General features: G+C 68.8%; 24 protein-coding genes. 8 read left to right on the forward strand and 16 right to left on the reverse strand.

Annotated features, from left to right (window positions below; all coding sequences use genetic code 11):
* Positions 1 to 28: 28 nt before the first annotated feature.
* The gene (locus tag ACTRO_RS28935; protein WP_034277189.1) at positions 29 to 1,039 is read left to right on the forward strand and encodes an alcohol dehydrogenase catalytic domain-containing protein; all 1,011 of its coding nucleotides are present in this window, start codon (positions 29 to 31) and stop codon (positions 1,037 to 1,039) included.
* Positions 1,040 to 1,072: 33 nt separating this feature from the next.
* Here the strand turns inward: ACTRO_RS28935 and ACTRO_RS28940 are convergent, their stop codons facing one another.
* The 6 genes from ACTRO_RS28940 to ACTRO_RS28965 all read right to left on the reverse strand — a co-directional run bounded on the left by ACTRO_RS28940 (position 1,073) and on the right by ACTRO_RS28965 (position 6,750).
* Positions 1,073 to 1,942: an ABC transporter permease gene (locus ACTRO_RS28940; protein ID WP_051451546.1), complete on the reverse strand. Its 870-nt coding sequence runs from the start codon at positions 1,940 to 1,942 to the stop codon at positions 1,073 to 1,075.
* Positions 1,939 to 2,883 carry an ATP-binding cassette domain-containing protein gene (locus ACTRO_RS28945; protein WP_034268116.1) on the reverse strand — a complete coding sequence of 315 codons (945 nt, stop codon included), beginning with the start codon at positions 2,881 to 2,883 and terminating at the stop codon, positions 1,939 to 1,941. Before ACTRO_RS28945 ends, ACTRO_RS28940 begins: the two co-directional genes overlap by 4 nt.
* A 139-nt stretch (positions 2,884 to 3,022) precedes the next feature.
* Positions 3,023 to 3,868, reverse strand: a complete 846-nt coding sequence (locus tag ACTRO_RS28950; protein WP_051451547.1) for an ABC transporter permease — start codon at positions 3,866 to 3,868, stop codon at positions 3,023 to 3,025.
* Entirely contained in the window at positions 3,858 to 4,847 is a 990-nt protein-coding gene (locus ACTRO_RS28955) for an ABC transporter ATP-binding protein (RefSeq protein ID WP_034268118.1), read from the reverse strand. The genes ACTRO_RS28950 and ACTRO_RS28955 overlap by 11 nt, the downstream gene beginning before the upstream one ends.
* A 128-nt stretch (positions 4,848 to 4,975) precedes the next feature.
* Positions 4,976 to 5,824 carry an ABC transporter permease gene (locus ACTRO_RS28960; protein ID WP_051451548.1) on the reverse strand — a complete coding sequence of 283 codons (849 nt, stop codon included), beginning with the start codon at positions 5,822 to 5,824 and terminating at the stop codon, positions 4,976 to 4,978.
* A gap of 2 nt (positions 5,825 to 5,826) precedes the next feature.
* Positions 5,827 to 6,750 (reverse strand): ABC transporter ATP-binding protein, encoded by a 924-nt coding sequence (locus ACTRO_RS28965; RefSeq protein WP_051451549.1) that lies wholly within the window; start codon positions 6,748 to 6,750, stop codon positions 5,827 to 5,829.
* 687 nt (positions 6,751 to 7,437) lie between these two features.
* Between ACTRO_RS28965 and ACTRO_RS28970 the strand changes: the two genes are divergently transcribed.
* The 5 genes from ACTRO_RS28970 to ACTRO_RS28990 all read left to right on the forward strand — a co-directional run bounded on the left by ACTRO_RS28970 (position 7,438) and on the right by ACTRO_RS28990 (position 10,762).
* Positions 7,438 to 7,947, forward strand: coding sequence for a YcxB family protein (locus tag ACTRO_RS28970; RefSeq protein WP_034268121.1), 510 nt, complete (start codon positions 7,438 to 7,440; stop codon positions 7,945 to 7,947).
* Positions 7,948 to 7,954: 7 nt separating this feature from the next.
* On the forward strand, positions 7,955 to 8,467 hold the full coding sequence (locus ACTRO_RS28975) for a YcxB family protein (protein ID WP_034268124.1): 513 nt from the start codon (positions 7,955 to 7,957) through the stop codon (positions 8,465 to 8,467).
* A 180-nt stretch (positions 8,468 to 8,647) separates the two neighbouring features.
* The gene (locus tag ACTRO_RS28980; RefSeq protein WP_034268126.1) at positions 8,648 to 9,334 is read left to right on the forward strand and encodes an urease accessory protein UreF; all 687 of its coding nucleotides are present in this window, start codon (positions 8,648 to 8,650) and stop codon (positions 9,332 to 9,334) included.
* Positions 9,324 to 10,088 (forward strand): urease accessory protein UreG, encoded by a 765-nt coding sequence (ureG, locus tag ACTRO_RS28985; protein ID WP_245594522.1) that lies wholly within the window; start codon positions 9,324 to 9,326, stop codon positions 10,086 to 10,088. Before ACTRO_RS28980 ends, ureG begins: the two co-directional genes overlap by 11 nt.
* Entirely contained in the window at positions 10,085 to 10,762 is a 678-nt protein-coding gene (locus ACTRO_RS28990) for an urease accessory protein UreD (protein WP_051451550.1), read from the forward strand. Before ureG ends, ACTRO_RS28990 begins: the two co-directional genes overlap by 4 nt.
* On the opposite strand, the gene opgC is transcribed toward ACTRO_RS28990, so the two are convergent.
* The gene (gene opgC, locus ACTRO_RS28995) at positions 10,746 to 11,876 is read right to left on the reverse strand and encodes an OpgC domain-containing protein (protein WP_034268128.1); all 1,131 of its coding nucleotides are present in this window, start codon (positions 11,874 to 11,876) and stop codon (positions 10,746 to 10,748) included. The genes ACTRO_RS28990 and opgC overlap by 17 nt on opposite strands.
* Positions 11,877 to 12,028: 152 nt before the next feature.
* Entirely contained in the window at positions 12,029 to 12,757 is a 729-nt protein-coding gene (locus ACTRO_RS29000) for a DUF4232 domain-containing protein (protein ID WP_157436520.1), read from the reverse strand.
* A gap of 304 nt (positions 12,758 to 13,061) precedes the next feature.
* Between ACTRO_RS29000 and ACTRO_RS29005 the strand changes: the two genes are divergently transcribed.
* On the forward strand, positions 13,062 to 13,781 hold the full coding sequence (locus tag ACTRO_RS29005) for an endonuclease V (protein WP_034268133.1): 720 nt from the start codon (positions 13,062 to 13,064) through the stop codon (positions 13,779 to 13,781).
* 80 nt (positions 13,782 to 13,861) lie between these two features.
* Positions 13,862 to 14,650 (forward strand): alpha/beta hydrolase, encoded by a 789-nt coding sequence (locus ACTRO_RS29010; RefSeq protein WP_034268135.1) that lies wholly within the window; start codon positions 13,862 to 13,864, stop codon positions 14,648 to 14,650.
* Between the two features lie 5 nt (positions 14,651 to 14,655).
* Here the strand turns inward: ACTRO_RS29010 and ACTRO_RS50480 are convergent, their stop codons facing one another.
* The 8 genes from ACTRO_RS50480 to ACTRO_RS29045 all read right to left on the reverse strand — a co-directional run bounded on the left by ACTRO_RS50480 (position 14,656) and on the right by ACTRO_RS29045 (position 26,164).
* Entirely contained in the window at positions 14,656 to 16,170 is a 1,515-nt protein-coding gene (locus ACTRO_RS50480) for a S8 family peptidase (protein ID WP_034268137.1), read from the reverse strand.
* Between the two features lie 179 nt (positions 16,171 to 16,349).
* Positions 16,350 to 17,819 (reverse strand): S8 family peptidase, encoded by a 1,470-nt coding sequence (locus ACTRO_RS29020; protein WP_034268140.1) that lies wholly within the window; start codon positions 17,817 to 17,819, stop codon positions 16,350 to 16,352.
* Between the two features lie 159 nt (positions 17,820 to 17,978).
* On the reverse strand, positions 17,979 to 19,400 hold the full coding sequence (locus ACTRO_RS46150) for a S8 family peptidase (RefSeq protein WP_034268142.1): 1,422 nt from the start codon (positions 19,398 to 19,400) through the stop codon (positions 17,979 to 17,981).
* A gap of 157 nt (positions 19,401 to 19,557) precedes the next feature.
* Positions 19,558 to 21,042, reverse strand: coding sequence for a S8 family peptidase (locus tag ACTRO_RS46155; protein ID WP_169739959.1), 1,485 nt, complete (start codon positions 21,040 to 21,042; stop codon positions 19,558 to 19,560).
* A 166-nt stretch (positions 21,043 to 21,208) separates the two neighbouring features.
* Entirely contained in the window at positions 21,209 to 22,663 is a 1,455-nt protein-coding gene (locus ACTRO_RS50485; protein ID WP_051451551.1) for a WXG100 family type VII secretion target, read from the reverse strand.
* 22 nt (positions 22,664 to 22,685) lie between these two features.
* Positions 22,686 to 23,219 carry a hypothetical protein gene (locus ACTRO_RS29035; protein WP_034268144.1) on the reverse strand — a complete coding sequence of 178 codons (534 nt, stop codon included), beginning with the start codon at positions 23,217 to 23,219 and terminating at the stop codon, positions 22,686 to 22,688.
* Between the two features lie 716 nt (positions 23,220 to 23,935).
* A complete protein-coding gene (locus ACTRO_RS29040; RefSeq protein WP_169739960.1) occupies positions 23,936 to 25,042 on the reverse strand; it encodes an AI-2E family transporter in 1,107 nt (368 codons plus the stop codon).
* Between the two features lie 177 nt (positions 25,043 to 25,219).
* Positions 25,220 to 26,164 carry a coiled-coil domain-containing protein gene (locus ACTRO_RS29045; protein WP_034268148.1) on the reverse strand — a complete coding sequence of 315 codons (945 nt, stop codon included), beginning with the start codon at positions 26,162 to 26,164 and terminating at the stop codon, positions 25,220 to 25,222.
* Positions 26,165 to 26,278: the final 114 nt, after the last annotated feature.

Consider the following 26,278-nt stretch of genomic DNA (forward strand, 5'->3'; position numbering starts at 1 on the left):
GAGGGAACGGGTGCCCACGATGACCACCATGCAGGCCGCCGTCGTCACGGATTTCACCAGGCCGCTGGAACTGCAGAGGCTGCCGATCCCGGAGCCCGGGGCGGGCCAGGTGCTGGTCCGGCTCGAGGCCTGCGGCGTGTGCCACACCGACATCCACGCGGCCCGCGGCGAGTGGCCGGTCAAGCCGAACCCGCCGTTCATCCCCGGCCACGAGGGCGTCGGGGTCATCGAGACCCTCGGCGAAGGCGTGCGGACACGCCGGGTCGGCGAGCGGGTGGCGCTGCCCTGGCTCGGCTCGGCCTGCGGCCACTGCGGCTACTGCGTCTCCGGCCAGGAGGCGCTCTGCGAGCAGCAGGCCAACACCGGCTACACGGTCGACGGCGGATACGCGCAGTACGCGGTCGCCGACGGGCACTACGTCGTGCCCGTGCCCGATACGATCACCTCGCTCGACGCGGCGCCGCTGACCTGCGCCGGCGTGACGACGTACAAGGCCGTGAAGGTGGCCGGCGCGGGCCTGGACACGAAAGTGGGCGTCTTCGGCGTAGGCGGGCTCGGCCACCTCGCGGTCCAGTACGCGCGGCTGGCGGGCGGCTTCGTCACCGCCGTCGACATCGAGGACGACAAGCTCGAGCTCGCCCACCAGCTCGGCGCGGACCACATGGTCAACGCGCTCAAGACCGACCCGGTCGAGGAGATCCAGCGCCGCGGCGGCCTCGATGTCGCGCTCGCCCTCGCCGCGTCGAACGACTCCTTCCGGCAGGCCTTCGCGAGCTTGCGCCGCGGCGGCCGGATGGTCTGCGTCGGGCTCCCGGCCGAGGGTGACCTGCACGTGCCCATTTACGACACCGTGCTCGGCGGCAAATCCGTGATCGGCTCGATCGTCGGCACCCGGCAGGACCTCGTCGAGGTCTTCGACCTGCACGCCGCCGGGCGCACCCGGGTGATCGCCGAGGGCCGCGAGCTGGCCGACGTCAACTCGGTCTTCGAGGAGATCCTCAGCGGCCGGGTGCCGGCCCGGGTGGTCATCCAGTACTGAGCCTCGGCCGCCTCGGCCGCCCGGAGCCGGCGGCTACGCGTCGCGCCTGCGGAAGAGCAGCAGCGCGGGCACCGTCAGGGCCGCGACCCAGATCAGCAGGGTGATCAACCCGCCCAGCGGGGTCAAATGCGGGTTGCCGTCGATCGACAGCCTCGTCGTCGTGATCATCGCGCCGCCGGCGTTCGACGGCATCACCTTGTTGATGTTCTTGCCGATCGTGCCCGGCAGGAAGTTCGTGATGATCGGGATGACGAACATCAGCCCCATCAGCGAGGAGATCGCGCCCGCGGTGTGCCGCAGCAGGAACCCGAACGCCAGCCCCATCAGCGCCACCAGCACCAGGTAGACCGGCACGGCGAGCACGGCGCGCAGGTTCGCCTCGTGGGTGAGCGAGAGCTGGAGGCCGTGCCGCGCGTAGAAGGGCTCGGCCAGCCCGTACGACGCGAAAGCGATGATCAGGCCGAGCACCAGGACGACGCCCGCGAGCACGAGGGCCTTGGCCGCGAACAGCGTGCCGCGCCGGGGGAACGCGGTGAGCGCGGTGCGCATCATCCCGGTGGTGTACTCCGTGGCCACGACCAGCACCCCGAGCACGCCGGTGACCAGCACGCCGAAGTAGACGCCGGAGACCACCGAGTACATGTCCAGCGAGGCCCGCTGCGAGGCCGGGAGCGAGTTCCAGTTCACCGAGCGCACCACGGCGATCAGGAAGGAGATGCCCGCCGACGCGATGAGGCTGGCCACCAGCGTCCACCAGGTCGAGCGCACGGTGCGGAGCTTGGCGAACTCGCTGTCCATCGCCTCGGGGAAGGTCGCCCGAGGCGCCGGGCCGCTCGTCCGGAAGTTCGTGTCGGCGTTCGCTCCGTCCGGCGCGGCCGGCACGGTTTCGACGATCTCGCTCATTCGCCACGCTCCGAGTCCGGGACCTGCGCGTCCTGCATGCCGCCCGCGTGGTACTCGACCGCGTTCGCGGTAAGTCGCATGAACGCCTCTTCCAGCGAGGATTGGACCAGCGTCAGCTCGTGCAGCCACAGCCCTTCGCTGCCCGCGACGTCGCCGATCTGCGAGGGCTCGCCGCCGTAGACGTGCGCCGAGCCGTCAGACTGCGGCTCCACCCGCCAGCCGCGCAGGCCGAGCTTCGGGGTGAGCTCACCGAGCTGCGGCGAGCGCACGCGCACGTAGCTGACCGAGTTCTTCGTGATGAACTCGTCCATCGGCTCGTCGGCGAGGATCTGGCCGAGGCCGATGACCACGAGGTGATCGGCCGTCAGCGCCATCTCGCTCATCAGATGGGAGGAGACGAACACGGTGCGGCCCTCGGCCGCCAGCGATTTCATCAGGTTCCTGATCCAGAGGATGCCCTCCGGATCCAGCCCGTTGACCGGTTCGTCGAACATGAGCACGCCCGGGTCCCCCAGCAGAGCCGCGGCGATGCCGAGCCGCTGGCCCATGCCCAGGGAGAAGCCGCCCGCGCGCTGGCGGGCCACCGAGCGCAGCCCGACCAGGTCGATCACGGTATCGACGCGGGAGCGCGGCAGCCCGTTCGCCTTCGCCAGCACCAACAGGTGGTTGTACGCGTTGCGGCCGCCGTGCACGGCCTTGGCGTCGAGCAGCGCGCCGACCTCGCGCAGCGGCGCGGCCAGCTTGTCGTACCGCACGCCGTTGACGGTCACCCCGCCGGAGCTGGGCCGGTCCAGCCCCAGGATCATCCGCATCGTGGTGGACTTGCCGGCGCCGTTCGGCCCGAGGAATCCGGTGACCTTGCCCGGCGCGACGGCGAAGTCGGCGCGGTCCACCGCCAGCTTCGTCCCGTACCGCTTGGTCAGCGCGGTGGCTTGGATCATGACCCCAAGCCTGCCCTAAACGGGACGGATCAACCATTCGGGGCACCTGTTGGGAGGAATCGGCATGCTGATCAGACGAATGCGCGGGCCCGGCCGGAGCCGGGCCCGCGCATTCGTCTGATCGGGGCGTCGCGTCTGATCAGGCGTCGCGTCTGCTCAGGAGCCACGCCGCCAGGACCCACAGCACCGCGGTCCACGCCGCGAAGACGGCGAAGCCCTCCCAAGCCGTGATCAGGAACTTGTCGGGCAGGTCCTTCTGGAAGACCGCGTATCCCGCGTTCGTGGGCTCATAGGTGTAGAGGTACTGGCCGGCCTTGCCCGGAATCGCCTGCAAGAGCGGGCCGACCACCAGCACCAGCGCGATCACCGTGCAGATCGCCCCGGCCACGTGCCGGATGAGCGAGCCCACCAGCAGGGAGAAGAGCGCCAGCACGCCGAGGTACAGCCCCACCCCGACGACCTGGCGCATGTGCGCGTCGTCGTTCAGATGCAGGGAGAAGAGGCTCTTGAACGTCTGCTGCCCGATGCCGAACGCGGCGAACGCGACGATCTCGCCGACGATCAGCACCAGCACCGTGAAGACCACGGACTTGGCCGCGAGCATGCGCATCCGGTGCGGGCTGGCCAGCAGGGTGCTGCGGATCATGCCGGTGGAGTACTCGCTCGCGGTGACCAGCACGCCGAGCACGGCCACGCCCAGCTGGCCGAGCAGAATGCCGAAGTTCATGATCGTCGCGAGCGGGTCCTCCATGAGCGAGGCCTTGTCCGACGGACTGGCCTGGTCCCAGTTGTGCACCACCAGGAACGGGATCAGCCAACTGAAGAACAGGAACACGACGACGAGGCTGATCAGCGACCAGTAGGTCGAGCGGACCGAGCGCAGCTTGGTCCACTCGGCCAGCAGCAGCCGGCCGAAGTTCGCGTGGCCGGAACCCGCGCTGTTGGCCTGCAGCGCACCCGTCGTGAGGGGACTGCTAGCTGCCATGGTTGCCTCCCTGCGGCTGTCCCGGCGCGTATTGGCTGGGCACCGCCGGGGCCGGCTGCCCCGGGACTCCCGGCCCCGCGTGCGCGAACTCGCCCGCACCGCGGGTGAGCTCCATGAACGCCTCCTCCAGCGACGCGCGCTGCGGCGTGAGCTCGTGCAGCACCAGGCCCTTGGCCGCGGCGAGTTCGCCGATCTCGGCCGCGGTGGCGCCGTTGAGCAGCAGGACCCCGTCCTCGCTGCCCGGCGTGCTCTTCCACCCCTGCTCGGACGCCGCCGTACGCAGCCCGTCCGGCTGCGGCGTGCGCACCAGCACCGAGTTGTCGGAGAACTGCGCGATGAACTGGGCCACCGGCATGTCCGCCTGCAGCCGCCCGCGCCCGACCACCACGAGGTGGTCGGCGGTGACCGCCATCTCGTTCATCAGGTGCGAGGAGACCAGGATGGTGCGGCCCTCGGCGGCCAGTGCCTTCATCAGGCTCCGGATCCACACGATGCCCTCCGGGTCGAGCCCGTTGACCGGCTCGTCCAGGATCAGGATCTTGGGATCCGCCAGCAGTGCCGCCGCGATCCCCAGCCGCTGGCCCATGCCCAGCGAGAAGCCCTTGGTCCGCTTGCGCGCCACCGGCCCCAGCCCGACCAGCTCGAGCACCTGGCTCACCCGCTGCTTGGGCACACCCTGGGTCTGGGCCAGGTACAACAGGTGATGGAACGCGGTCCGCCCGCCGTGCACGGCCTTGGCCTCGAGCAGCGCGCCGACGTAGCGCAACGGGTCCGGAAGGTCCCGGTAGGGCTTGCCGTCGATCAGGGCGGTGCCGCTGGTCGGCCGGTCCAACCCGAGGATCAGGCGCATCGTCGTGCTCTTGCCCGCCCCGTTCGGCCCGAGGAATCCGGTGATCCGCCCCGGCTGAACGGTGAAGCTCAGATGATCGACCGCGGTGGTTTCACCGTACTTCTTGACGAGATCTCTGACTTCGATCATGTTTACCCCCTCTCGGCTCCCAAGGTACCCCGGCCCGATTCGGCCAAGCCATACTCCTCGGTACTCGTGAGGAAAACGAGACGGGAGCGGACCGCCGCGCGGTCCGCTCCCGTCCGGCCGGTTCAGGCTCAGGCGTCCTTCTTCTTGAACACCCACAGACCGGCCAGCAGCGCGACCGCCGCGTAGAGCATGTAGATGCCGAACCCGGCCCAGGCCCCGAACGCGGTGCCCACGTCGGCCGTGTGCTGGGTCGCCCAGACCTGGCTGCCCGCGTTGGCGGGCAGGTACTTGTCGACGTCGGCCTGCCAGCTGTCCGGCATGAAGTTCACGATGACCGTGACCACGAACAACAGCGCCACCCCGAGGGTGATCGTGCCGGCCGTGTGCCGCAGCGCCGCGCCGATGCCGAAGGCCAGCAGCGCCGCGCCGTCCAGGTACAGGCCGCCGCCGATGACCGCCTGCAGCGCGCCGTGCGAGCTCAGCGACAGGTGCACGCCCTTCTCCGCCCAGAAGTGCGTGCCGATCAGGAACGAGGCGAAGGAGATGACCTCTCCGACCACGAACGCGATCACGGCCACCACGACGAGCTTCGCGAAGAACACGTGCAGCCGGCGCGGCTGTGCGGACAGGCTGGTGCGGATCATGCCGGTGGCGTACTCGCTGGTGACCGCGAGCGCGCCGAAGACCACCATGACCAACTGGCCGAGCATGATGCCGAACATGCTGCGGGCCACCAGGTCCCGCCGCTCGAGCTGCGCAGCGGACAGGTTGGTGTGGCTGGCCTGCCCCCAGTTGCCCAGGGTGCTGATGCCCACGGCCACGATGATGGCCGCGGCCAGCGTCCAGACCGTCGAGCGGACCGAGCGGATCTTCGTCCACTCCGACGCCAGCGCGCCGCCGAAGCCGGCCCGGCCGCGGGCCGGCGGCAGGGGGGTGAGCCCGGCGAACGCCGAGGGGGTGTCGGTGACCGTGCTCATGCTCAGGCGCCCTTTCCGGCCGGGACCGCCGCGTGGTACTCCACCGCGTCCTTCGTCAGCTCCATGAACGCCTGCTCCAGCGAGGCCTGGATCGGGCTGAGCTCGTGCACCCGGATCCCGTTGTCGAAGGCCAGATCGCCGATGTCGACCATGCCCATCCTGGTCACCAGCAGCGCCTCGTCGCCGTCCGCGCGCACCGTGGCGCCCTTGTCGGTCAGCAGCGTGTTGAGCTTCGCCGTCTCCGGGGTCCTGACCCGGATGGAGAGCTCGGAGTTGTTGTCGATGAACTCCTGCACCGAGCAGTCGGCCACCAGCCGGCCGCGGCCGATCACGATCAGGTGGTCGGCGGTGTTCTCCATCTCGCTCATCAGGTGCGAGGAGACGAACACGGTCCGGCCCTCGGACGCCAGCGCCCGCATCAGGTTCCTGATCCAGAGGATGCCCTCCGGGTCCAGGCCGTTGACCGGCTCGTCGAACATCAGCACCTGCGGGTCGCCGAGCAGCGCGGAGGCGATGCCCAGGCGCTGGCCCATGCCGAGGGAGAAGCCCTTGGACCGCTTGCGCCCCACCGCGGACAGGCCCACCAGGGCGAGCACCTCCTCCACCCGGCGCTTGGGCAGGTTGTTCGTCTGGGCCAGGCACAGCAGGTGGTTGTAAGCGCTGCGGCCGCCGTGCACGGCCTTGGCGTCGAGCAGCGCGCCGACCTCGCGCATCGGGTGCGCGGTCCGCCCGAACGGCTTGCCGCCGACGGTCACCGTGCCGGACGTCGGGGCGTCGAGGCCCAGGATCATCCGCATCGTGGTCGACTTGCCGGCGCCGTTCGGGCCGAGGAAGCCGGTCACCTGTCCCGGCTTCACGGTGAAGCTCAGCTGGTCCACCGCCAGCCGGTCCCCGTATCTCTTGGTGAGGCCTACCGCCTCGATCATGGTGGGTTCTCTCCCGGTGCTCGCCTGGTCGCTCTTGCGGACTGTGCCACCTTAGACAGGGCCGTGCCTCGGCGTCGTCCGACTCCGGGATGGTCCCGGCGGCCGTCCGCTGCTACCTCAGACGGACGTGGCGATCAGCACCGGGGAAAGCCGTACGTGCGGCGGGAAAGTCCGTCCGGCGCCGAAATGCCGCCGAAACGGCGCTCGAACTTGCGCAAAGTCCTTTTAAATCGGCCGGGAGGCCGTACAATCGAGACCTCGAAGACGCTGAGCTCCGCTAAGCGCTGGCCGGGAACCTGTGCCGTCGTCATGACGGTGTGTGGGGGCAGCGGAAGCGCGCGGCCACGTCGTCGAGAGCCGCGCATGGCGCGGTTGTCGAGTATGCCGTCGGTTACGTGGTGGTCTCCGACGGCAGAATCGTGCAGGTCGGTAGCGGAGCTGCCCCGACCGTCCGGCACGAAGGAGCCCGGGTGGTGGACGGTAGTGGGTGCCTAACCACCCCCGGGCTCGCCGACCTCCTCCCCGCGCCCGGCGCCGCCCGCCCGCCCGTGGCCGCCGTTTCGCCGCCGCAGCGCCGCCGGGGAACCCAAGTGTTGACACCGGGCTCTAGGATTTCTCCTCGTACGCCGACGTAGGGTCGGCTACCCGGGCCGCCGTGCGGGCCGGGCACCGGGAGGGAACAAGGGCGTGGCTGAGCCCAGCGTGTTGGAGTTCGATCTGACGCGGGAGCGACTTGAGGATTTCCTCACGTCGGCGAACCAGCGGTCGCGGGCCGCGGCGTTCGGCGGGATCTACTTCCTCGCCGGTGTGGGGCTGATCGTCCTCGGCGACTCCACGGGCGACCGTCTCGCCTCCGGGCTCGGTGTCTTCGTCGCCGTGATCGCCGCGTTCCTCCTGCTCGGATCCTTCCGGATGCCGCAGGCGAGGGAGCGCACGATCGCCCGACTGGCCGGTCCGACCAGGATCCAGCTGAGCGAGTACGGCTTCGAATACAGCGGGACCACCATCGCCGAGCGGCTCGAATGGTCCCGGATCTGGCGCCTGCTCGACCGGCCGCGCTGCTGGGTCGTGATGACCAAGAACCCGGTGACCACCTATTTCATACCCAAGTCCGCCGTGCCCGACGAGCAGCGGGAGGCCTTCGCCGCCTGGCTCAAAGCCGGGGCCGGCCGGGCCTACAAGACCAGGGAGCGTTGATCGAGCCATGGCCACGCCCGTCACCCTCGAGTTCGAGCTGACCGACGACGAGATCGTCCGCGAGCTCGGCCTGCGCCGCGAACGGTCCAACAGCCTGCTGATCACAGTGGTGATGCTGGTCGGCGCGTTCGCCTGCTTCGCGCTCTACCAGTGGGACAGCCGGCCGCGGATGTACCTGCCCGCCCTGCTGCTGCTCGCCTACGCCCTCGGCACGCTCTTCTATGCGCTGGTCTTCCTGCCCCGCAAGGGCAAGGCGGAGGTGCGGCGGCTGGCCGGGACGGCGCGGGTGAAGTTCGCCGACGACGGCGTCCGTTACGGCGGCGAGCACACCACCAAGGGCTTCAGCTGGCCCAACGTCCGGGCGGTGCTCGAGCAGCCCGGCTCCTGGCTGGTGGTGACCAACCGCAAGGACACCGGCTACGTCATACCCAAGTCGGCCGTGGCCGAGGGGGAGGGCGAGGAGTTCGCCGGAGCACTCAGGGAATGGGCCGGCAAGCGTTACAAGATCAGGCGCCGGTAGCGCGCCGGTCCCGGTCGCCTCCGCGTAGTGCCCGCGGCGCCGGCCGGCCGGTGAACTGGTGGGAAATCGTTGTCCCATAAGCGGTGCGCCGACCGGGCAAGCCTGATATGAAGAGATGCGGCACTTCGCCGTGCCCTGCGCCACGTCCCGTCCCGCCGGCCCGACGACACTGTTGACCTGATGACCAGATCCGCGTTGCTCCTGCTGGCCGACTCCCGGTTTCCCGCGGGCGCGCACGCATACTCCGGCGGCCTCGAGTCGGCCGTCGCGGCCGGCCGGGTGCACGACGCCGCCACCCTGCACGAGTTCCTTCTCGGCCGCGTGCACACCGCGGCCTTGGTCGGCGCGTCCTTCGCGGCCGCGTCCTGGTTCAGCACCGACCCCGAGCCGCTGGCCGAGCTCGACTACGAATACGACGTGCGCCTGCTCTCGCCCACCCTGCGCCAAGGCTCCCGCCGCCTCGGCCGCCACCTGCTCCGCGCGGTCGCGGCGACCTGGCCGAGCCCGCGCCTCGACCTCGTCCGCGGCCTCGACCTGGCCGGCGCGCACCACCCGCTCGTGCTCGGCGCGGCCTGCGCCGCCGCCGAACTCACGGTGGACGACGCCGCGGCCTGCGCCGTCCACGGCATCCTCACGACGCCCGCGAGTGCCGCGGTCAAGCTGCTCGGCCTCGATCCGAACGAGGTCAGCGCCGTCCTGGCCCGGCTCGCCCCGACCGCGGACCGGATCGCCGTCAAAGCCGTCGCCCTGGCCCGGATGGCCCGGCTGCGGTCCGATCCCGGCATGCTGCCCGCGCTCGGCTCGCCGTTGCTCGACCTGACCGCGGAAGACCACGCCGGCTGGGAGGTGCGTCTGTTTGCCTCCTAAGTCGACCACGACCGGCAAACCTGCGCGGAGCAAGCCGTCCGCCGCCACCACGGTCGTCACGCCCATCACCGCAGCTCGCAGTGCCGTCTCATCCAGTGCCCTCGCCGCTGCGTCCGCCGTCACGCCCAACCGGATCTGCGTGCGCGTCGGCATCGGCGGACCGGTCGGAGCCGGCAAGACGACGCTCGTCGCAGCCGTCTGCCGGGTGCTGCGGGCCGAATACGCACTCGCCGTCGTCACCAACGAGCCGCAGACCCGCGAGGACGCCGACTACCTGCTCGGCGAAGGCGTGCTCGAACCCGAACGCGTCGTCGCCGTGCAGACCGGATGCAGCCCGCAAACGGCGATCCGCGAGGACATCGCGGCCAATCTCGACGCCGTCGAAGCCCTGGAGGCGGCCCTGCACCCGCTCGATCTGCTGCTGCTCGAGGCCGGCGGCGGCGACCTGACCGCCACCTTCAGCAGTGGCCTGATAGACCGGCAGATCTTCCTGCTCGACGCCGCCGCGGGCACCCGCTCGGCCCGCAAGGGCGGCCCCGGCGTGACCCGGGCGGACCTGCTCGTGGTCAACAAGACCGACCTCGCGGCGTCCGCCGGCACCGATCTGGAGGTCCTGCGCCGAGACGCCGGCGAACGCCGCGAGTCGCGCCCGACCCTGTTCACCTCGCTCGCCGAGCACCCGGACGCGCCGGCCGTCGCCGACTGGATCAGAGGCCTGATCGAGGAGCGGCGGACCGCGCTGGGGCGCGGATGAAGGCGCGCGCCCGGATCGTCGCCCGCGCGCAGCCGGACGGCACCACCCGCCTCGTCACGCTCGCCGGGGAGACCCCGCTGCTGCTGCGCCGCGCCCCCCATCCGGACGGCCTCGACACCGCCCGGGTGCACCTGCTCGGCGGCGCCTCCGGCCCGATCGGCGGAGACGACCTGGCCTACCGCGTCGACATCGGCCCCGGTGCCCGCGTGCAGGTGCGCAGCGTCGCCGCGAGCCTCGCCCTGCCCGGCCCCGGCGGCGCCCAGTCCACCCTCGCCTGCGACGTGCAGGTCGCCTCAGGCGGCAGCCTGGACTGGCGCCCCGAACCGGTGATCGCGGTCCGCGGGGCCAACCACTCCGCCCACGCCGAGCTCGACCTGGCCGAGGGCGCCGAGCTCTTCTGGCGCCAGGACGTCGTGCTCGGCCGGGAAGACGAGGAGAGCGGCTCCATCCGGTCCCGGCTGCGGATCCGGGTGTCCGGCCGCGTTGTGTTCGACCACGAATTCGCGCTGGGTCCGCGCTATCCCGGCTCGCTCGGCCCGGCCGGGTCGGCCGGCTACCACCGGCTGACCCTCACCGCCGAGCTCGCCCCGGACCAGCCCCGCCCCTCGATCCGGCTCGCCTTCAGCGGCCCCGGCCTGCCGGAGCTCTCGCACGCGTTCATGCCCGTGGAATGAGGAAGGCCAGGAACCTCACCCGGACCCCCACCCAGATCAGCGCCATGATCGCGAAGTCGTAGAGCGTGTTGAGAAGGAAGCCCTGGCGCCCGAAGACCAGCGGCGTCAGAAACACCACGAAACTCTGCGCCACGTAGACGTACAGCGAGCTGCGTCCGAACGGGATGATCACCTTGCCGATCGTCCGAGCCAGCGGCTTCTCGAACTTGCGCACGAGAAAGTAGGTGCCGGCGACGCTGATCGGCGCGGCCAGCGGACGCAGCACGCCGAGGCGGTTGTCGCCGAACAGGTCGGTGTAGGTGGCCGAGTGCGCGATCAGCCCGCGCTTGAACAGGAACAGCAGCCCGATCGCGTAGAGCACGATCGCGGCGCACATCAGCCCGCCGCGTAGCCGGCGGCGCCACGATGGCGAGAGCCGCGCCATCAGCCCCCGCAGGTCGTCCCAGTGGTAGCCGGCCGCCGCGCCGATGAAGAAGTACACGCCCCACTGCAGGAACGGCCGGTAGTACCCGGTGTTGATGTGCGTGGTCTCCCAATAGCCGAAGTAGGCCAGCACGAGGACCACCGGCCACAGCTTGCGCGAAAGCAGCCACACGATCGCGGGCGCGACCAGGAACATCGGCACGTAGTAGGTCAGGAAGTCGGCCCAGCCGTAGGTGTAGCTCAGGTTGAGCGAGTTCTCCAGCAGGTGGGGCCAGTCCGAACGTTGGTCGAGGCTGCCCTTCACCTGCGTGTGCCCGTGCCCGAGCGCCGTGCGGGCGATGAAGGTGAACAGCAGCGTCAGCGGCACCGCGACGATATAGAGCTGCGCCGCGCGCTTCCACGAGCTCAAGGTCATCTTGACGATGCCGTAGCGCTCGAGGTCGCGGCGGCGCAGCATGCCCACGAGCAGACCCGAGATCATGAAGAAGCCCTCGGCCTCGGACACGAGCAGCTCTCCGCGACCGTCGACCAGCCCGAGCAGCGACGGCACGTAGTTCAGATGGATCGCCGCCAGCACCCCGACGTAGTAGCCACGCATCAGGTCGAGCGTGACGAGGCGGGTGCGCTTCTTCTTGACTGGTGGTGCCGTGGTGGTGCCGGTAGCCACCGCGGGCTGCAACATCGTGGTCATGATCCCAGTCCCGCAAAGCGACCTTCGATCTTTCTTAAGATTCGGTGCGCTCGCAGAAACATTCAGGATCTTCCTGGCGCCTTTTCAGGTTTCTTCACCTGAAGCAGCGACAAGGCAACGCGGCGTGATCAATGGCCGCCCTTTTGTACCATTCAGGCGGATCCTGCGACGATCGGCGTCACGTGCGTCAGCGCGTTCGCGTCCTTGTCCTCGAGCACCATGTCGGCGTACCAGGCCATCTGGTCCTGGGAGAAGGTGTTCGGCAGGGTGATCGTGAGGTCCAGCACATCGAGGTCGGCAGGCGTACTCACCGGAGTCGCGCTCTTGCTCGGAGTCGCCGAGCTCTTCCCGCTCGCCTTGGGCTTCGCCGCGGTCGTGGCCTTCGGCTTCGCCGATGCCGATGCCTTCGCGGTCGCCTTCGCCGATCCGGTCGCCGTGGCGGTGGCGGTGGCGGTGGCGGTGGCGGTGCCTGTGGCCGGCGTCATCCCGTCGGAGTCCCCCGCCGCCCGGTAGATCACGTCGAAGTGCGCCGTGGCGCCCGGCTGGAGGGTGATCCGCGAGTGCGGCGTCGTCGCCCACCGCAGCGTCCACACGTACTGGCTCTTCCCGTGGGCCCGCCCGATGACGTTCACCCCCGGGTACCCGTCGAGCACGCAGGCGTTCGTGCCGTTGTTCGTCAGGTTGATCGGCTGCGTCACCGTCGCCGTCCCCGAGCGCTGCCCTGTGCTCATCGCGACGAAGGTCGCGGTGCAGGCCGCCACCCCCGGCGTGCTCTGGGCCGTGGCTAGGGACGCGACGGCGGCGTGGCCGGAACCAGAGCAGCTACTCACCGTGAACCCGGCCGCGACGACGCAGCTGACCGCGGTGACACGATTCCGCAAGAACCCCAAGGGAAGCCTCCACAGGTGTCGGTGTGGGTCGAGTTCCGTATGACTATGCCATCACCCGTCCCGTCCGTGCCGCCGGGGGAGGGGTAGAGGCCTGATCCGGGGCATGATCCGCCGTGCGGTCCGACTGCCCATGACATCAGGGCACGAACCGGCGTGCCGCTTCGTGGGTTGTGAGTTACTGTGGGACATCGCTTCGGCCTTCACGAGGGTTTCATGGGGGTCCGCTACTTCTGGGTGTGCTGCGAGAGAAAGCCCGGGGACCAGTCACCTGCGCGGATGAAAGAGGAGTAGGCGCGTGTACGAAAGCCACGCCGGGTTCCACGTCCCCGCCGACGAAGCGGCGGCGTTTCAGGAACAGGACCGCCTGCGCAGCGCCGTCGAGGCGCACGGCCCCCTGCCCCGGCCCCTCCGCTACGTCGCAGGCCTCGACGTCGCCTACGCCACCGACGAGTCCCGCGTCGCCGGCGCCGTGGTCGTGCTGGACTTGCGCACCCTCGAAGTCGTCGACTCCGCGACCGCCAAGCGCCCGGTCGAGTTCCCCTACATCCCCGGCCTGCTGGCCTACCGCGAGATCCCGGCCCTGCTCGACGCGCTCGCCCGCCTCACCGTCGTCCCCGAGATCCTCGTCTGCGACGGCTACGGCCTCGCCCACCCGCGCCGCTTCGGCCTGGCCTGCCACCTCGGCGTGCTCACCGGCATCCCCACCTTCGGCGTGGCCAAGACCCCCTTCATCGGCAGCTTCCAAGAGCCCGGCCGCGAACGCGGCGCCGTCAGCGACCTCCTCGCCCCGCCGGCCGCCCCCGGCGAGCCTGACGAGATCATCGGCCGCGTCCTGCGCACCCAGTCCGGCATCAAGCCCGTGTTCATCTCCGTCGGCCACCGCATCGGCCTCGACGAAGCCACCGGCCTGACCCTCCGCCTGGCCCCCTCGTCCCCGGGCTTCCGCCTCCCCGAGACCACCCGCCGCTCCGACCAGCTCTCCCGCCAAGCCCTCGCCGAAGCCGACAAGCAGTAGGCAGCCGAACGCCCCGGCCCGGCCGTACCGTCGCCACGCTCGCTACGTTCGTCCTGCTCCCCATGACCTAACCTGGTCAGGTGACGACGAGCACCGAGATCACCGCCCACACGATCCTCCCCGCCCACCGCGAGGACATCGAACTCAAGACCGCCGACGGCCTGACCCTGGTCGGTGAACTGGCCCTGCCGCCCGAAGGCCGCACCCCGGTGGCCACCCTCGTCACCCTCCACCCGCTGCCCACCCACGCCGGCATGATGGACAGCCACGTCTACCGCAAGGCCGCCTGGCGCCTCCCCGCCCTCGCCGACCTCGCCGTCCTGCGCTTCAACACCCGAGGCACCACCTCCGCCCGCGGCACGAGCGAGGGAGCGTTCGAAGAGGGCGTCGGCGAGCAGCACGACGTGGCCGCCGCCATCGACTTCGCCGACCACCGAGACCTGCCGAACCCCTGGCTGGTCGGCTGGTCCTTCGGCACGGAACTGACGCTCAAGTACGGTTGCGAGCCCCAGGTGAAGGGCGCGATCCTGCTCTCCCCGCCCCTGCACCGGGCCGGCGAAGCGGACATCCGCACGTGGGCCGACTCCGGCAAGCCGGTGAAGGTGCTGGTGCCCGAGTTCGACGACTACCTGCGCCCCGAAGAAGCGAAAGAGCGCTTCGCCACGCTGCTGACGAACGAAGCGTCCGTAGCGGCCGGCACGGAACTGATCCCCGTCCAAGGTGCGAAGCACCTGTGGGTGGGCGAGAAGTACGTCCGGATCGTCCTCGACGAGATCGTCCGTACCACCAACCCGGCCGCCGCCCCTCTGCCGGCGGAGTATGACGGCCGCTTCGGGCCCGCCGAGAAGTACGGCTCTCACCAGGCCTGATACAGCTACTGCCCCTGGTAGGGATTCTCCGGGCGCGGCTGCCGCTGCGCATAGTCGCCGGGCTGCTGCTGCGGGTACGCGCCCTGCTGCGGAACCTGCGGATAGGCGTTCTGCGGCTGTTGCGGCTGGTACTGGCCCTGTTGCGGATACTGCGGCTGGTATTGGCTGCCTTGCTGGGGGTACTGCGGCTGGTATTGACCTTGCTGGGGATACTGCGGCGCGTACTGGCCCTGTTGTGGGTACTGCGGCTGATATTGGCCTTGCTGTGGGTACTGCGGCTGGTGGGGGATCGGCTGCTGATTCCCCTGCGCGGGCGGCGCGTACTGCCCGCCCGGAGGCATCGGCGGATAGTACCCGTTGTCGCTGCCACCGCCGACGGGCCCGCGACTGCGCCGGCTGCCCCGCATAGCGAGGAAAAGCACGAGTCCGCCGATGACCACGATCGCGACGACGACCCCGCCGATCAGCCCGGCCGACGAGCTCGACGTCCCGCCGGCGGTCCCAGGATTCTGCTGTCCGCTACCGGTAGGAGCAGTCGCGTTGGGGGAAGCCGAAGCCGAGACTGCCGGCCCGCCGAGCGGATTGGCCGTGCTCGCCGGCTCGGCGGCACCGAGTGCCGCGAGGGGGTCGATGACGCCGTAGCCGACGTGGTCGTCGTACCGCTTGCCAGGCTTCGTCTCCTTGGTGACGACCTGGGCGGTGTTGTCGATGATCGCTGCCACGACCTGGCCCTGCGTCCAGGTGGGGTGCAGACTGATGATCAGCGCGGCCTCAGCGGCGACCATCGGCGAGGCCTGCGAGGATCCGCTGTTCTCGTTATACGAGCCGCCGATCATGCCGCCCTCGATGGACACGCCCGGGGCGGCGAGCGTCACGTCGGAGCCGTAGTGCGAATACTTGTCCATGTGGGAGGTCTGGTCGAGAGCGGCGACGTCGAGCACGCCCGGAACGTTCGCCGGGCATCCCGGCTGGTTTCCGCTCAGCGCGGTGTTGCCGGTTGCGGCCACCACGACGACGTTATGGCTCAGCGCGTAGTCGATGGCGTCCGTGGCGAGCTCGGAGCACCCACCGGGTGAGCCGTTCGAGATGTTGAGAACTCGCGCGCCGTGGTCCGTGGCGTACTTGATCCCAGCGTCGAGTGAGGCTTCAGATCCTCCCTCACCGCTACTCGGCATGACCTTGATGGGCATGATCTTGGCCTGGGGCGCGAGCCCGATGACGCCGGTCGTGCCGCCAGAACCCGTGTGTCCGTGGCCGGCGATCACCGTGGCGATCGAAGTCCCGTGCGATTCGCTGTAGTTGTCATCACGCGTGTCGGTGGTGGGGGAGTTCGAATCTATGAGGTTGACGCCCGGAACGAACGAACCCTGCAGGTCCGGCTGGCTCGGATCGACACCCGTGTCCAAGACCGCGACGACGACGCCCGCTCCTTGGGCGTTGAACTCGCTGCGAATCTTGGTGGCCTGGAGTGTGACGAGCGCCCACTCCTTGTCGGCGATCGCGTTGCCTGAGCCCGCCATGGCAGTTCCGGCCCCGGCCACCGTCAACGCGAGCGCTCCTGTGAGCGTGAGCGCTTGCCTTGTCAGACTCGAAAGCCTGACGGCGTTCCCCCTGTACATTGCCGCTCCCCTGCGCCTCAAGTCCGTCGTCATGGTCGATGCAGTGCTCTGTCCTGGAAAAAAAGCCGCTCTGCCGCGGATCACTGCCCCTGATAGGGGTTCCCGGGCGGCTGGACGTATCCATTGGCGCCGGGCTGCGGCTGGTAGGCACCGTTGCCTTGCGGAGACTGCTGCGGGTAGGGACCCGGTGCCTGGTAAGGACCCGGCTGCCGGTAAGAGATCGGCTGCTGATACGGACCCGGTTGCTGGTAGGGATTCGGCTGCTGGTACCCCTGCGGTGGCGGCGCATACTGCCCACCCTGAGGCATCGGCGGATAGTACCCATTCCCGCCGCCGCCGCTGCCCCCAGGCTGCCCTTGCCCGGCGCGGCGACTTGCCCGCGTGGCGAGGAACACCACCAGCCCGCCGACGACGACGATCGCGACGATGATCCCTGCAATGAGCCCGATCGAAGAACTCGACTTCCCGCCGTCACTCGCCGTGGCACTCGGATTCCCCGAGCCGACAGGTGTCGTCGCGTCGCTCGACGCAGTGGCCCCGGTACCGGCAGGCGCCGAGACCGCCGGCCCTCCGAGCGGGTTGGCGGTGCTGGCGGGCTCGGCAGCGCCAAGGGCCGCAAGGGGGTCGATGACGCCGTAGCCGACGTGAGAGTCGTAGCGCTTGCCGGGCTGCGATTCCTTCGCGACGGCTTGGGCGGTGTTGTCGATGATGGTTGAGACGACCTGGCCCTGCGTCCAGGTGGGGTGCAACCCACGGATCAGCGCGGCTTCCGCCGCGACGCATGGCGCGGCGAGCGAGGATCCGCTGTTCTCGCCGTACTTACCGCCTATCAGGCCGACCTCCATGTCCACGCCTGGCGCCGCGAGCGTCACGTCGGAGCCGTAGTGGGAGTACTTGTCCATGTGGTCGGTCTGGTCGATGGCCGCGACATCGAGCACACCGGGGACGTTCGCGGGACAGGACGAGACATTCGTGGTCAGCGCGTCATTGCCGGTTGCGGCAGCAACGACCACGTTGTGGCTCAGCGCGTAGTCGATGGCAGCAGTAGTCGCGCTCGGACAGGTCCCCGGCGAACCATTGGAGATATTGATGACCTGAGCCCCGTGGTCGACCGCGTAGCGAATCCCCGCCTGGAGAGACATGTCCGTCCCGCCGTTCTCCCCGATCACCACCGGCATGATCTTCGCCTGGTCCGCCAGCCCGACCATGCCGTACTGGCCGCCGTTGCCGTCGCTGTGTGCGTGGCCGGCGATAATCGTCGCGATCGATGTCCCGTGTGATTCGACGTAGTCGACATCGCTGGAGTCCATCGACGGGTTTTCCGGATTCGTGACGTTGGCGCCGACGACGAACGAACCCTGAAGGTCAGGCTGCTTGGGATCGACCCCCGAGTCGACCACCGCGACGACGACCCCGGCACCCCGGGCGCTGAACTCGCTGTGAACCTTGCCGTTCTGGAGCGTCGTCAGCGCCCATTCCTTGTCCGCGACCGGATTGTCCGACGCGAAGGCGATTCCAGCCCCGGCAAACGTCAGGGCGAGCGCTCCCACGAGTGCGAGCGCCCGCCCTGCTATCGCTGAAGCCTGACGATCATCCCGTGGCATCTGTCGCGTCCCCTGTACCGAAGTCCGTCATCGTGCGGTGCTCGGTACAGGCTAGCGTGCCACGCATTTCAAGGCATCGTCAGGATGCTGTTTTGCTCCGGCTCTTTACCGGCCCTGATACGGATTCCCAGGCTGCTGGCCGTATCCGCGGCCACCGGGCTGTGGCTGGTAGGAGCCCTGTGGCGGTGGGGGGAGTGGTTGCTGGTGAGGATTCGGCTGCTGGTACCCCTGTGGCGGCGGCGCATACTGCCCGCCCGGAGGTGTCGGCGGGTAATACCCGTACCCGCCACCACCGCCGTTGCCGCCTGGCCCCCCGGGCCCGCCAGGTCCGCCAGGTCCCCCGGCCCGGTTCTTCCGCGTTACGAGGAACAGCACCAGCCCACCGACGACGACGATCGCGACGATGATCCCGGCAATGAGCCCGACCGAAGAACTCGACTTCCCTCCGCTACTCGCGGAAGGATCCTGATTCTGGAACGCGGCAGGCGTGGTCGGGCCACTCGAAGCACCGGATGACGCGGCAGCCGAGGTCGAGACAGCCGGGCCCCCGAGCGGGTTCGCCGTACTGGCGGGCTCTTTGGCGCCAAGCGCGGCAAGCGGGTCGATGACCCCGTAGCCGACGTGGGAATCCACGCGCTTGCCGGCCTGCGTTTGGCCACTCGCAACCTGAAAGGTGTTGTCGATGATCACCGCGACGACCTGTCCCTCGGTCCAGGTGGGATGCAGCCCGATGATGAGCGCGGCCTCAGCGGCAACCCACGGCGCCGCGAGCGACGTTCCGCTGTTCTCCCCGTACTTACCGCCCGTCAGGCCCACCTCTATGTCGACGCCCGGCGCAGCCACGGAGACATCGTCGCCGTGGTAGGAATACGGATCCATATGACCGCTCTGGTCGATGGAGGCCACATCCAGTACTCCCGCGACCGATCCAGGACAGTCGTCCGCATCGCCCGACTCGGCCGTGTTGCCGGCAGCGACCACGACAACGGCGTTTCGCTGCAACGCGTAGTCGACCGCGTCGACCATCTGCTGATTGCAGGTGCCATCCTGGCCGAACGACGTACTGATGACACGCACGCCATGATCGGCCGCATACTTTATGCCCGCCTCAAGCGACGGCAGTTTCAGGCTGTCAGTCGTGTCAGAGATCTTGACCGGCATGACCTTTGCCTGATCGGCAAGACCGATCACTCCGACCTGAGCCCCATTGCTGTCGTGACCGTGGCCCGCCATGGCCGTCGCAATCGCCGTTCCATGCGATTCGCTCGTCGTGTCACCGGTGTCAGAAGTCGGGCTATCGGGATTGACCAGATTCACCCCGGGCACAAGCGTGCCCTGCAGATCAGGCTGACTCGCATCGACGCCGGAGTCGACATCCGCGATGACGACGCCGGTTCCCCGTGCATTGAACTTGCTGTGGATCGTGCCGCTCTGAAACGAATTGAGCGCCCACTCCTTGTCGGCGATCGGGTTGTCAGATGCGACAGCGGTCCCTGCCCCGGTAACAGTCAAGGCGAGCGCTCCCATGAGTGCGAGCGCCCGCCTTCGTATCTGCGAAGCCTGACGATGATCCCGTTGCATCTGTCCCGTCCCCTGTACGAAGCCGTCATCGTGGCGGTGCTTCGTACAGGCTAGCGTGTCGTGCCCTTTACGACGGCGACAGGATGCTGTTTCTCCTCGGCTCCTACCGGCCCTGGTACGGATTCCCCGGCTGCTGCCCGTACCCGCCGGCCGGAGGCTGCGGGGGCTGCTGCTGCGGCTGCTGCCCATAAGCACCCGGCTGTTGTTGCTGTTGCTGCTGCCCGTACCCACCAGGCTGCTGCTGTTGCCCGTACCCGCCCCCGCCCTGCTGCGGCTGGTAAGCACCCTGCTGCGGAAGCTGCTGCTGGTAGGGATTCGGCTGCTGGTACCCCTGCGGAGGCGGCGCATACTGCCCACCCGGAGGCGTCGGCGGGTAATACCCGTTCCCGCCACCCCCGCCCCCGCCACCAGGCCCGCCCGGCCCGCCACGCCGATTCCGCCGCGTCACGAAGAACAGCACCAGCCCGCCAATCACAACGATCGCGACGACGATGCCGATGATGGGCCCGCTCGAAGAAGACTTCCCGCCCCCACTAGCCGTAGGAGGCTGATTCCCCGACCCCCCCGGCGCAGTCGCGCCGCCCGAAGCTCCCGTCGAAGCCCCCGTCGAAGCCCCACCCGACGCGGTTACCGCCGGCCCGCCAAGCGGATTAGCCGTGTTGCTGGGCGCGGCCGCACCAAGCGCGGCAAGCGGGTCGATGATGCCGTACCCGATGTGGTCGTCGTAACGGCTGCCAGCCTTCGACTGCTTGGCGACGACCTGAGCCGTGTTATCGATGATCGTTGAAACAACCTGCCCCGCGGTCCATGTGGGGTGCATTCCAATAATTAGTGCGGCCTCAGCCGAAACCCAGGGGGCGGCCTGAGAGGACCCACTGTTCTCGCCGTACTTACCGCCGATTAGGCCGCCTTCGATGTCGACGCCCGGCGCTGCAACTGTCACGTCGGAGCCGTAATGTGAGTTCTTGTCCATGCGGTTGCCTTGGTCGAAGGCAGCCACATCGATTACGCCCGGCACATTTCCCGGACACGACGAGGCGTTAGTTGAGGTGGCAGTATTTCCAGTCGCAGCCACAACGACGACACCGTGGCTAAGAGCGTAGTCCACCGCATCCGTCAAATCGGCTGGGCATGCCCCAGCCTGGGTGATCGAAATACTGATCACTTTTGCACCGTGATCGGCCGCGTACTTAAAGCCAGCATCGAGTGCCGGAGCGGTACTCGAGTCAACCGCCTCGACCTTGATTGGCATGATCTTCGCCTGGTCGGCGAGTCCGATCATGCCCGTCTGGCCACCGTTGCCGTCACTATGCGCGTGGCCTGCGATGACTGTGGCAATCGAGGTGCCGTGGGACTCTACGGTATCATCGTCGGAGAAATTGTTTGTCGGAGTCAATGGATTTACGAGATTCACGCCGTCCACCAACGAACCTTGGAGATCCGGCTGCTGCGGGTCGACGCCGCTATCAATCACGGCCACGACGACGCCGGAGCCTCGAGCACCATACTGGCTGTGGATCGTATTGCTCTTGAGCGTCTGAAGCGCCCACTCCTTGTCGGCGATCGGGTTGTCGGTGCCTGATGCCACGGCAGTTCCAGCCCCAGCAACAGTCAAGGCGAGCGCTCCCACGAGTGCGAGCGCTCGCCTTCCCGTCCTCGAAGCCTGACGATGTTCCCGCTGCATCTGCCGCTCCTCTGTACCCAAGCTCGTCGTCGTGGTCGATGCGGTGCTTGGTCCAGGCTAGCGTGCCCTGCTATTCGATGACACCGCCAGGAGGCGCCGCATTCTTGTACTTATCGCCGTACCAGTAGTCTTGGTCTTCCTTGAGCCAGGACGCGCGGTTGCCGCGTTCGTCCTTGCCACCGGCACCACCGGCACCGCGGCCCATGCCGCCCATCGCGCTGCCCATCTGCTGCTCAGGATTGGTGCCCTCACCTTCGCCAGCGGCTGCTGCCGCGGCAGCCGACTTGCCGCTAGCCCCGGAACCACTCCCCGCACCGCTACGCAGAGACGACGCCTGCGATCCGTATCCGGTGCCGCCGGCCTCTTCGCCGATCTCCCCGGCGCCGGCACCAGCCAGGCCCTTGCCTCCGGAGCCGATTCCGCCGCCTCCGACGCCACCCGAGCCTTCGAAGCTGTCTACGCCGCCGAGACCGCCAGCTCCGCCGATGCCGCCGGCCCCGAATCCAGCGGCGCCGCTTCCGAAGCTGCTACCGGTACCTCCGACACCGGAAAGACTGCCGCCTCCGGTCCCAGTGGTGCCACCGTAGCCGGAACCCCCGAGTCCGCTGATCCCGCCGCCTCCGCTCGTGCCGCCGTATCCCGAGCCGGTTCCGGTTCCGTTGCCGCCGTCGCCGATTCCGGATGTCACAGTGGTCGGCGAAGTGGGGCCAGGGATCGGCCCTGGCTGGTATATGCCGCCACTACCGCTTCCGCCGCCGGCAGATCCCGAACCGCTGCCGCTTCCGCCCCCGTAGCCGCCGTAACTGCCGCCGCCTCCGGAGCCGCTGCCGCCACCGCTGCTGCTGCCGCCGCCCTCGCCCGTGGGGCCCATGGACACCGGATACATGATGGGTGCTGCAATGGGTGCTCCGCTGGCGGTTCCGCCGCCGGAGCCGTTCCCGTTGCCGTTGCCATCTTTTCCGGAGCCGGGGTCCGAAGGGTCATCAGATTGGTGACCAAACTCCGCAGATTTTAGCTGCGACTGGGCCTGCGTGTAAGCCGAGGCCAGTTGCGTCATCACCTGTGTTGCGGCTTGCTTCTTGTTCTCGATGTCCTTCTTGGCGACCTCGGACGCGATGTTCGCCGTGCCGCCGCTGAAGAATCCGGCGATGACCCCGGTGACCGCGTTGCTGTCGACGTCAGCGAGCAACTGCTCTGCTTCGCTCGGCGGGCTTGGCATGTACTGCTGAGCCCACGTCAGGGAGCTGCCCGCGTAGTTCATCACCTGGCCGATGGTGTCCGCGTCAGTGGCATGTTGGTTCATCTGCTGAACCAACTTATTGGCCTGTTGGCTGAACTGATCGGCTGCTGCGCCTGACCACGAGGACTGAATGCCGGACAGCGTGGACTGCAGTTCCTGTGTCGCATCGGTGACCGACTGGCTGTGCTGCGTGTTGGTGTCGGCCTCGGACTGAATCGTCGATGGGCTGCCGGACTGGACGTAGTTGTACAGGTCCTGGTGCGACATGGATCCATAGTCGGTCATGTTGGCTCACTCCTTCGCCGACTCAGGTGGTGGGACTGTCGTTGCCAGACGACGAATCCGTGGCAGACGTGTACGTCTGGCCGGAGTCGCCTGAAGACGCGCTCGACGAATCAGTGGTGGTCGTCGAACTGTTCGAGCTTGTTGTACTGCCGGGAGTTGTATCAGGTACCGCTTGCGTGGGGTTCGCAGCGAATCCGCCGGACTTGCCCTCGTATTGCGCCGCGATCTGGTTGAACTGGTCGGTCAGCTGCTGCTCGGTCTCCGCGTAGTTCTTGCCGGCGGTGCCGAGGACGTTGGTCATGGTGTTGACGAGCTGAGTGATCTCCTCGAAGTTCGTCATCAGCGACTGCATCGACGTCTGGTACGCGCTGCCGAGCGACTGGGCTTCGGGGAAGTTCCCGAGGCCGGCGTTGCCCGAGCCGGCGACCGTGGCGCTCAGGCCGAGCGCGACGGACTGCGCGACCATGGAGTCCATGATGCCGAGCAGCTTGCTCTGGTACGTCTGCAGCGCCGAGATCTCGACGGCGTACGCCGCCCCCGCGGCCGCATCTAGCATCTTCCCGCCAGCCTTCCCCTCAGCCGATCTTCACAAGGCACTCATCCGTACTCTAGCGAACGCGGCGGTTGCGGGAACCCGGCGAGTCGCAGCACTCTGCGCCCCGTTCGTCGCCCCGCGACGCCGCTGAGAGTCGTTGCCCGGTATCTACTATGCCGTACCGGGCGGCTCCCGTCAGCACGCATGCGCGGGCCGAGCCGTGCGCTGGAGCTTCGGTGCTCCGTGCGCGGCCGAGACGGCGCCGTACGTGCGAGATCGCGCCAACGGTTCTTGCTTCAGGTACGTCTTCGTGCCCTGCGTACGCATCGGCGGGTGCTGTGAAATCCCCCGGGGCCCCCGCCGGGGCGACCGCGCCTGCTGAAGCGCCCCCTGCGTGCGCGTCAGTCGGCCGGCCGTACCCGGCGGGGCCCGTTGCTCCCCCTGGTCCGACCGATCGGGCCGCGCCCTTTTCCGGTGGTCTCTGCCTGGTCACGAGTCACGCGGTCCTGCGGCATCCCCAAGCCGCCGGACCGCGTGTCCTGCTTCTCTCCGGTGCGTCGGCCCTGGTTGCCCACTGTGCCGACGCTCCGTCACCCGCTCTACTCGGAACCGCCTGGAGTCCAGCCAACCACACGCCGCCGACGGAGACGAGGCGGAGCGGCGCTTTATGTGTGCCTGAACCTGACTTTTACCGGACTTTACCCTATTTTGTTTATCCGTCAACTTTTCGGGCGGACTCACATGGCGTCTTGACGCGGTTGTACGACCTCGCGGAAGAGATAGATCGCGCCGGCGGCGAGGGGGATGGCGAGCAGGGCGCCGACGACGCCGAGGAGGGCGACGCCGATCAGGGCGGCTATCACGGCGACCATCGGGGGGACGTCGACGGAGCGGGACATCACGCGCGGGTAGATGACGAAGTTCTCGAATTGCTGGTACGCGATGAAGAACAGACCGGCGATCAGGGCTTTGGTGGGCGATTCGAGGAAGACGACCAGGGTCACCAGGACGGCGCCGATCGTCGCTCCCACCAAGGGGATCAGGTCGGTGAGCGCTATGAGCAGCGCGAGCGGCAGCAGGAACTCCACCTGGAGCACCGTCAGCATGAGGAACGCGGCGAGGCCCGCCAGCGCCGCCACGATCATGGCGCCGTAGACGTAGCCGCCCATGCGCTCCAGTACGCCGTCGCTGAGCAGGGCGACGCGCGGGCGGCGGCTGCGCGGGACCAGGCCGAGCAGGGCCACCCGGATCGTGGGCAGGGAGCCGAGGAAGTAGATCGTCATGACGATGACGGTGAAGGTCTCGAAGACCGAGGTGATGACGAACTCGCCGAAGCCGAGGATGCTGCCCGCGATCACCTGCGCCGTGTCCGCGTCCGAGAACATCTTCTGCAGCCGGCCGACCACGTTGTACTTCTGGTCGAACCGCGCGATCTCGGCGTTGTGGCTCAGGTGCTCGAGCCGGTGCGGCATCGCCGCGATCAGGCCGCTGGTCTGGCTGGCCAGGGGCTGCGCGATGGCGGTGACGAACGCGGCCAGCAGCAGCATGCCGCCGCCCGCGACGACGAGCACCGCCAGGCCGCGGCGCATGCCGCGCCGGGTGAGCTTCTCCACCAGCGGGTTGAGGCCCACGGCGATCAGCAGCGCTATGAGGATCAGGATCAGCTCGGTGGTGACCGAGACCAGCGCCTCGGCCAGGTAGTAGCAGATGATCACACCGAGGCCGCCGACGAAGCCTATGTAGTACGGGTGCGAGCGGCGGAACGGCAGTCCGCGGCGCCTCGGCGAGGGCTGCTGTTCGCCGCCCGCGTCGGGTACCGGGGCCGGCTCCGTCTCGAGATCCATGGTCTTGAGCATAAACGGCGTCGTGGGACGCACGGCGCGGTTATCGCAAACGCGCGACGGCGGGATCCCCCAGGACCGGCATCGGGGCCGAGGCCGGAGCCTCGAGCCCCCCGCCGACCTTCCGGGGGATTCCCGCCGTCGCGCACACGCCGTGTCGTGCCGTGACCCGCCGCGTGCTTAGCGCTGGGCGCCGACCGAGTCCTCGACGGAGTCCTCCTGGCCGCCGCCCATCAGGCCGGCCAGGGCGCCGCCGGCGGCGCCGCCGGTGAGGGTCGCGAGCATCTCGCGCACGTTGTGCAGCTGCGCGTTGATGGAGTCGCGGCGGTGGGTCAGGGCGGCGAGCTCGCGCTCGGCCTCGGACCGGATGCGGTCCGTCTTGGCCCGGGCGTCGGCGATGATGTCGTCGGCCTGGCGCTGCGCGGTCTCGATGGTCTGGCGGGCGCGGCGCTCGGCGTCGGTGCGCATCTTCTCGGCCTCGAGCCGGATCTGCTCGGACCGGGTCTCGACCTCGGCCAGGTGCTTCTCGGCCTTGGCCTGACGGGCCGCGAGGTCGCGCTCGGACTGCTCGCGCCGCTTGGCCAGCTTGGTCTCGAAGTCGGTCGCGGCGGCCGCGGCCGACGCCCGGATCTCCTCGTAGTGCGCCTCGGCCTCGGCCCGCTTGGCCGCGGCGTCCTTGCCGGCCTCGGCGCGCGCCTGGTTGGCCTCCTCGTTGGCGCGCTCCTTGAGCCGCACGCCCTCGGCCTCGGCCTTGGCCTTGCACTCCTTGGCGTAGGTCTCGGCGTCGGCGCGCACCTGCCCGGCCGCCTGCTCGGCGAGCTCGCGGTGCTGGTCGGCGGCGCGGCGGGCCTCCTCGCGCAGGTCCTTGGCCTCCTCCTCGGCCAGGCGCAGGATCTTCTCGACCCGGGCGCCGAGGCCGGCGTAGGAGGGCTCGGAGTCGGACAGCTGGGCCTGCACGGACTGGTTCTCCAGGTGGAGCTCCTCGATCCGCTTCTCCAGCGCCGTGACCCGGGTGTGCGCGGTGTCTCGCTCCGCGGTCAGCTTCGTCACACGCTCGTTCGTCTGGGCGATGTCATAGCCCTTACGCACGACTTCGAGGCCGAGGGGAGAGGTGGTCTCGCTCATCTACTTTCCGTCTCTGACTTGACCGTCGAGGGATGTCGAATCTTTCGGCTGACCCGGCGGTACGGCTGTCGGCACTGTGGCTTGCTTGCGACGTACGTCGTGCGAAGTCTCGGG

Source organism: Actinospica robiniae DSM 44927, from assembly GCF_000504285.1.
Lineage (GTDB): Bacteria > Actinomycetota > Actinomycetes > Streptomycetales > Catenulisporaceae > Actinospica > Actinospica robiniae.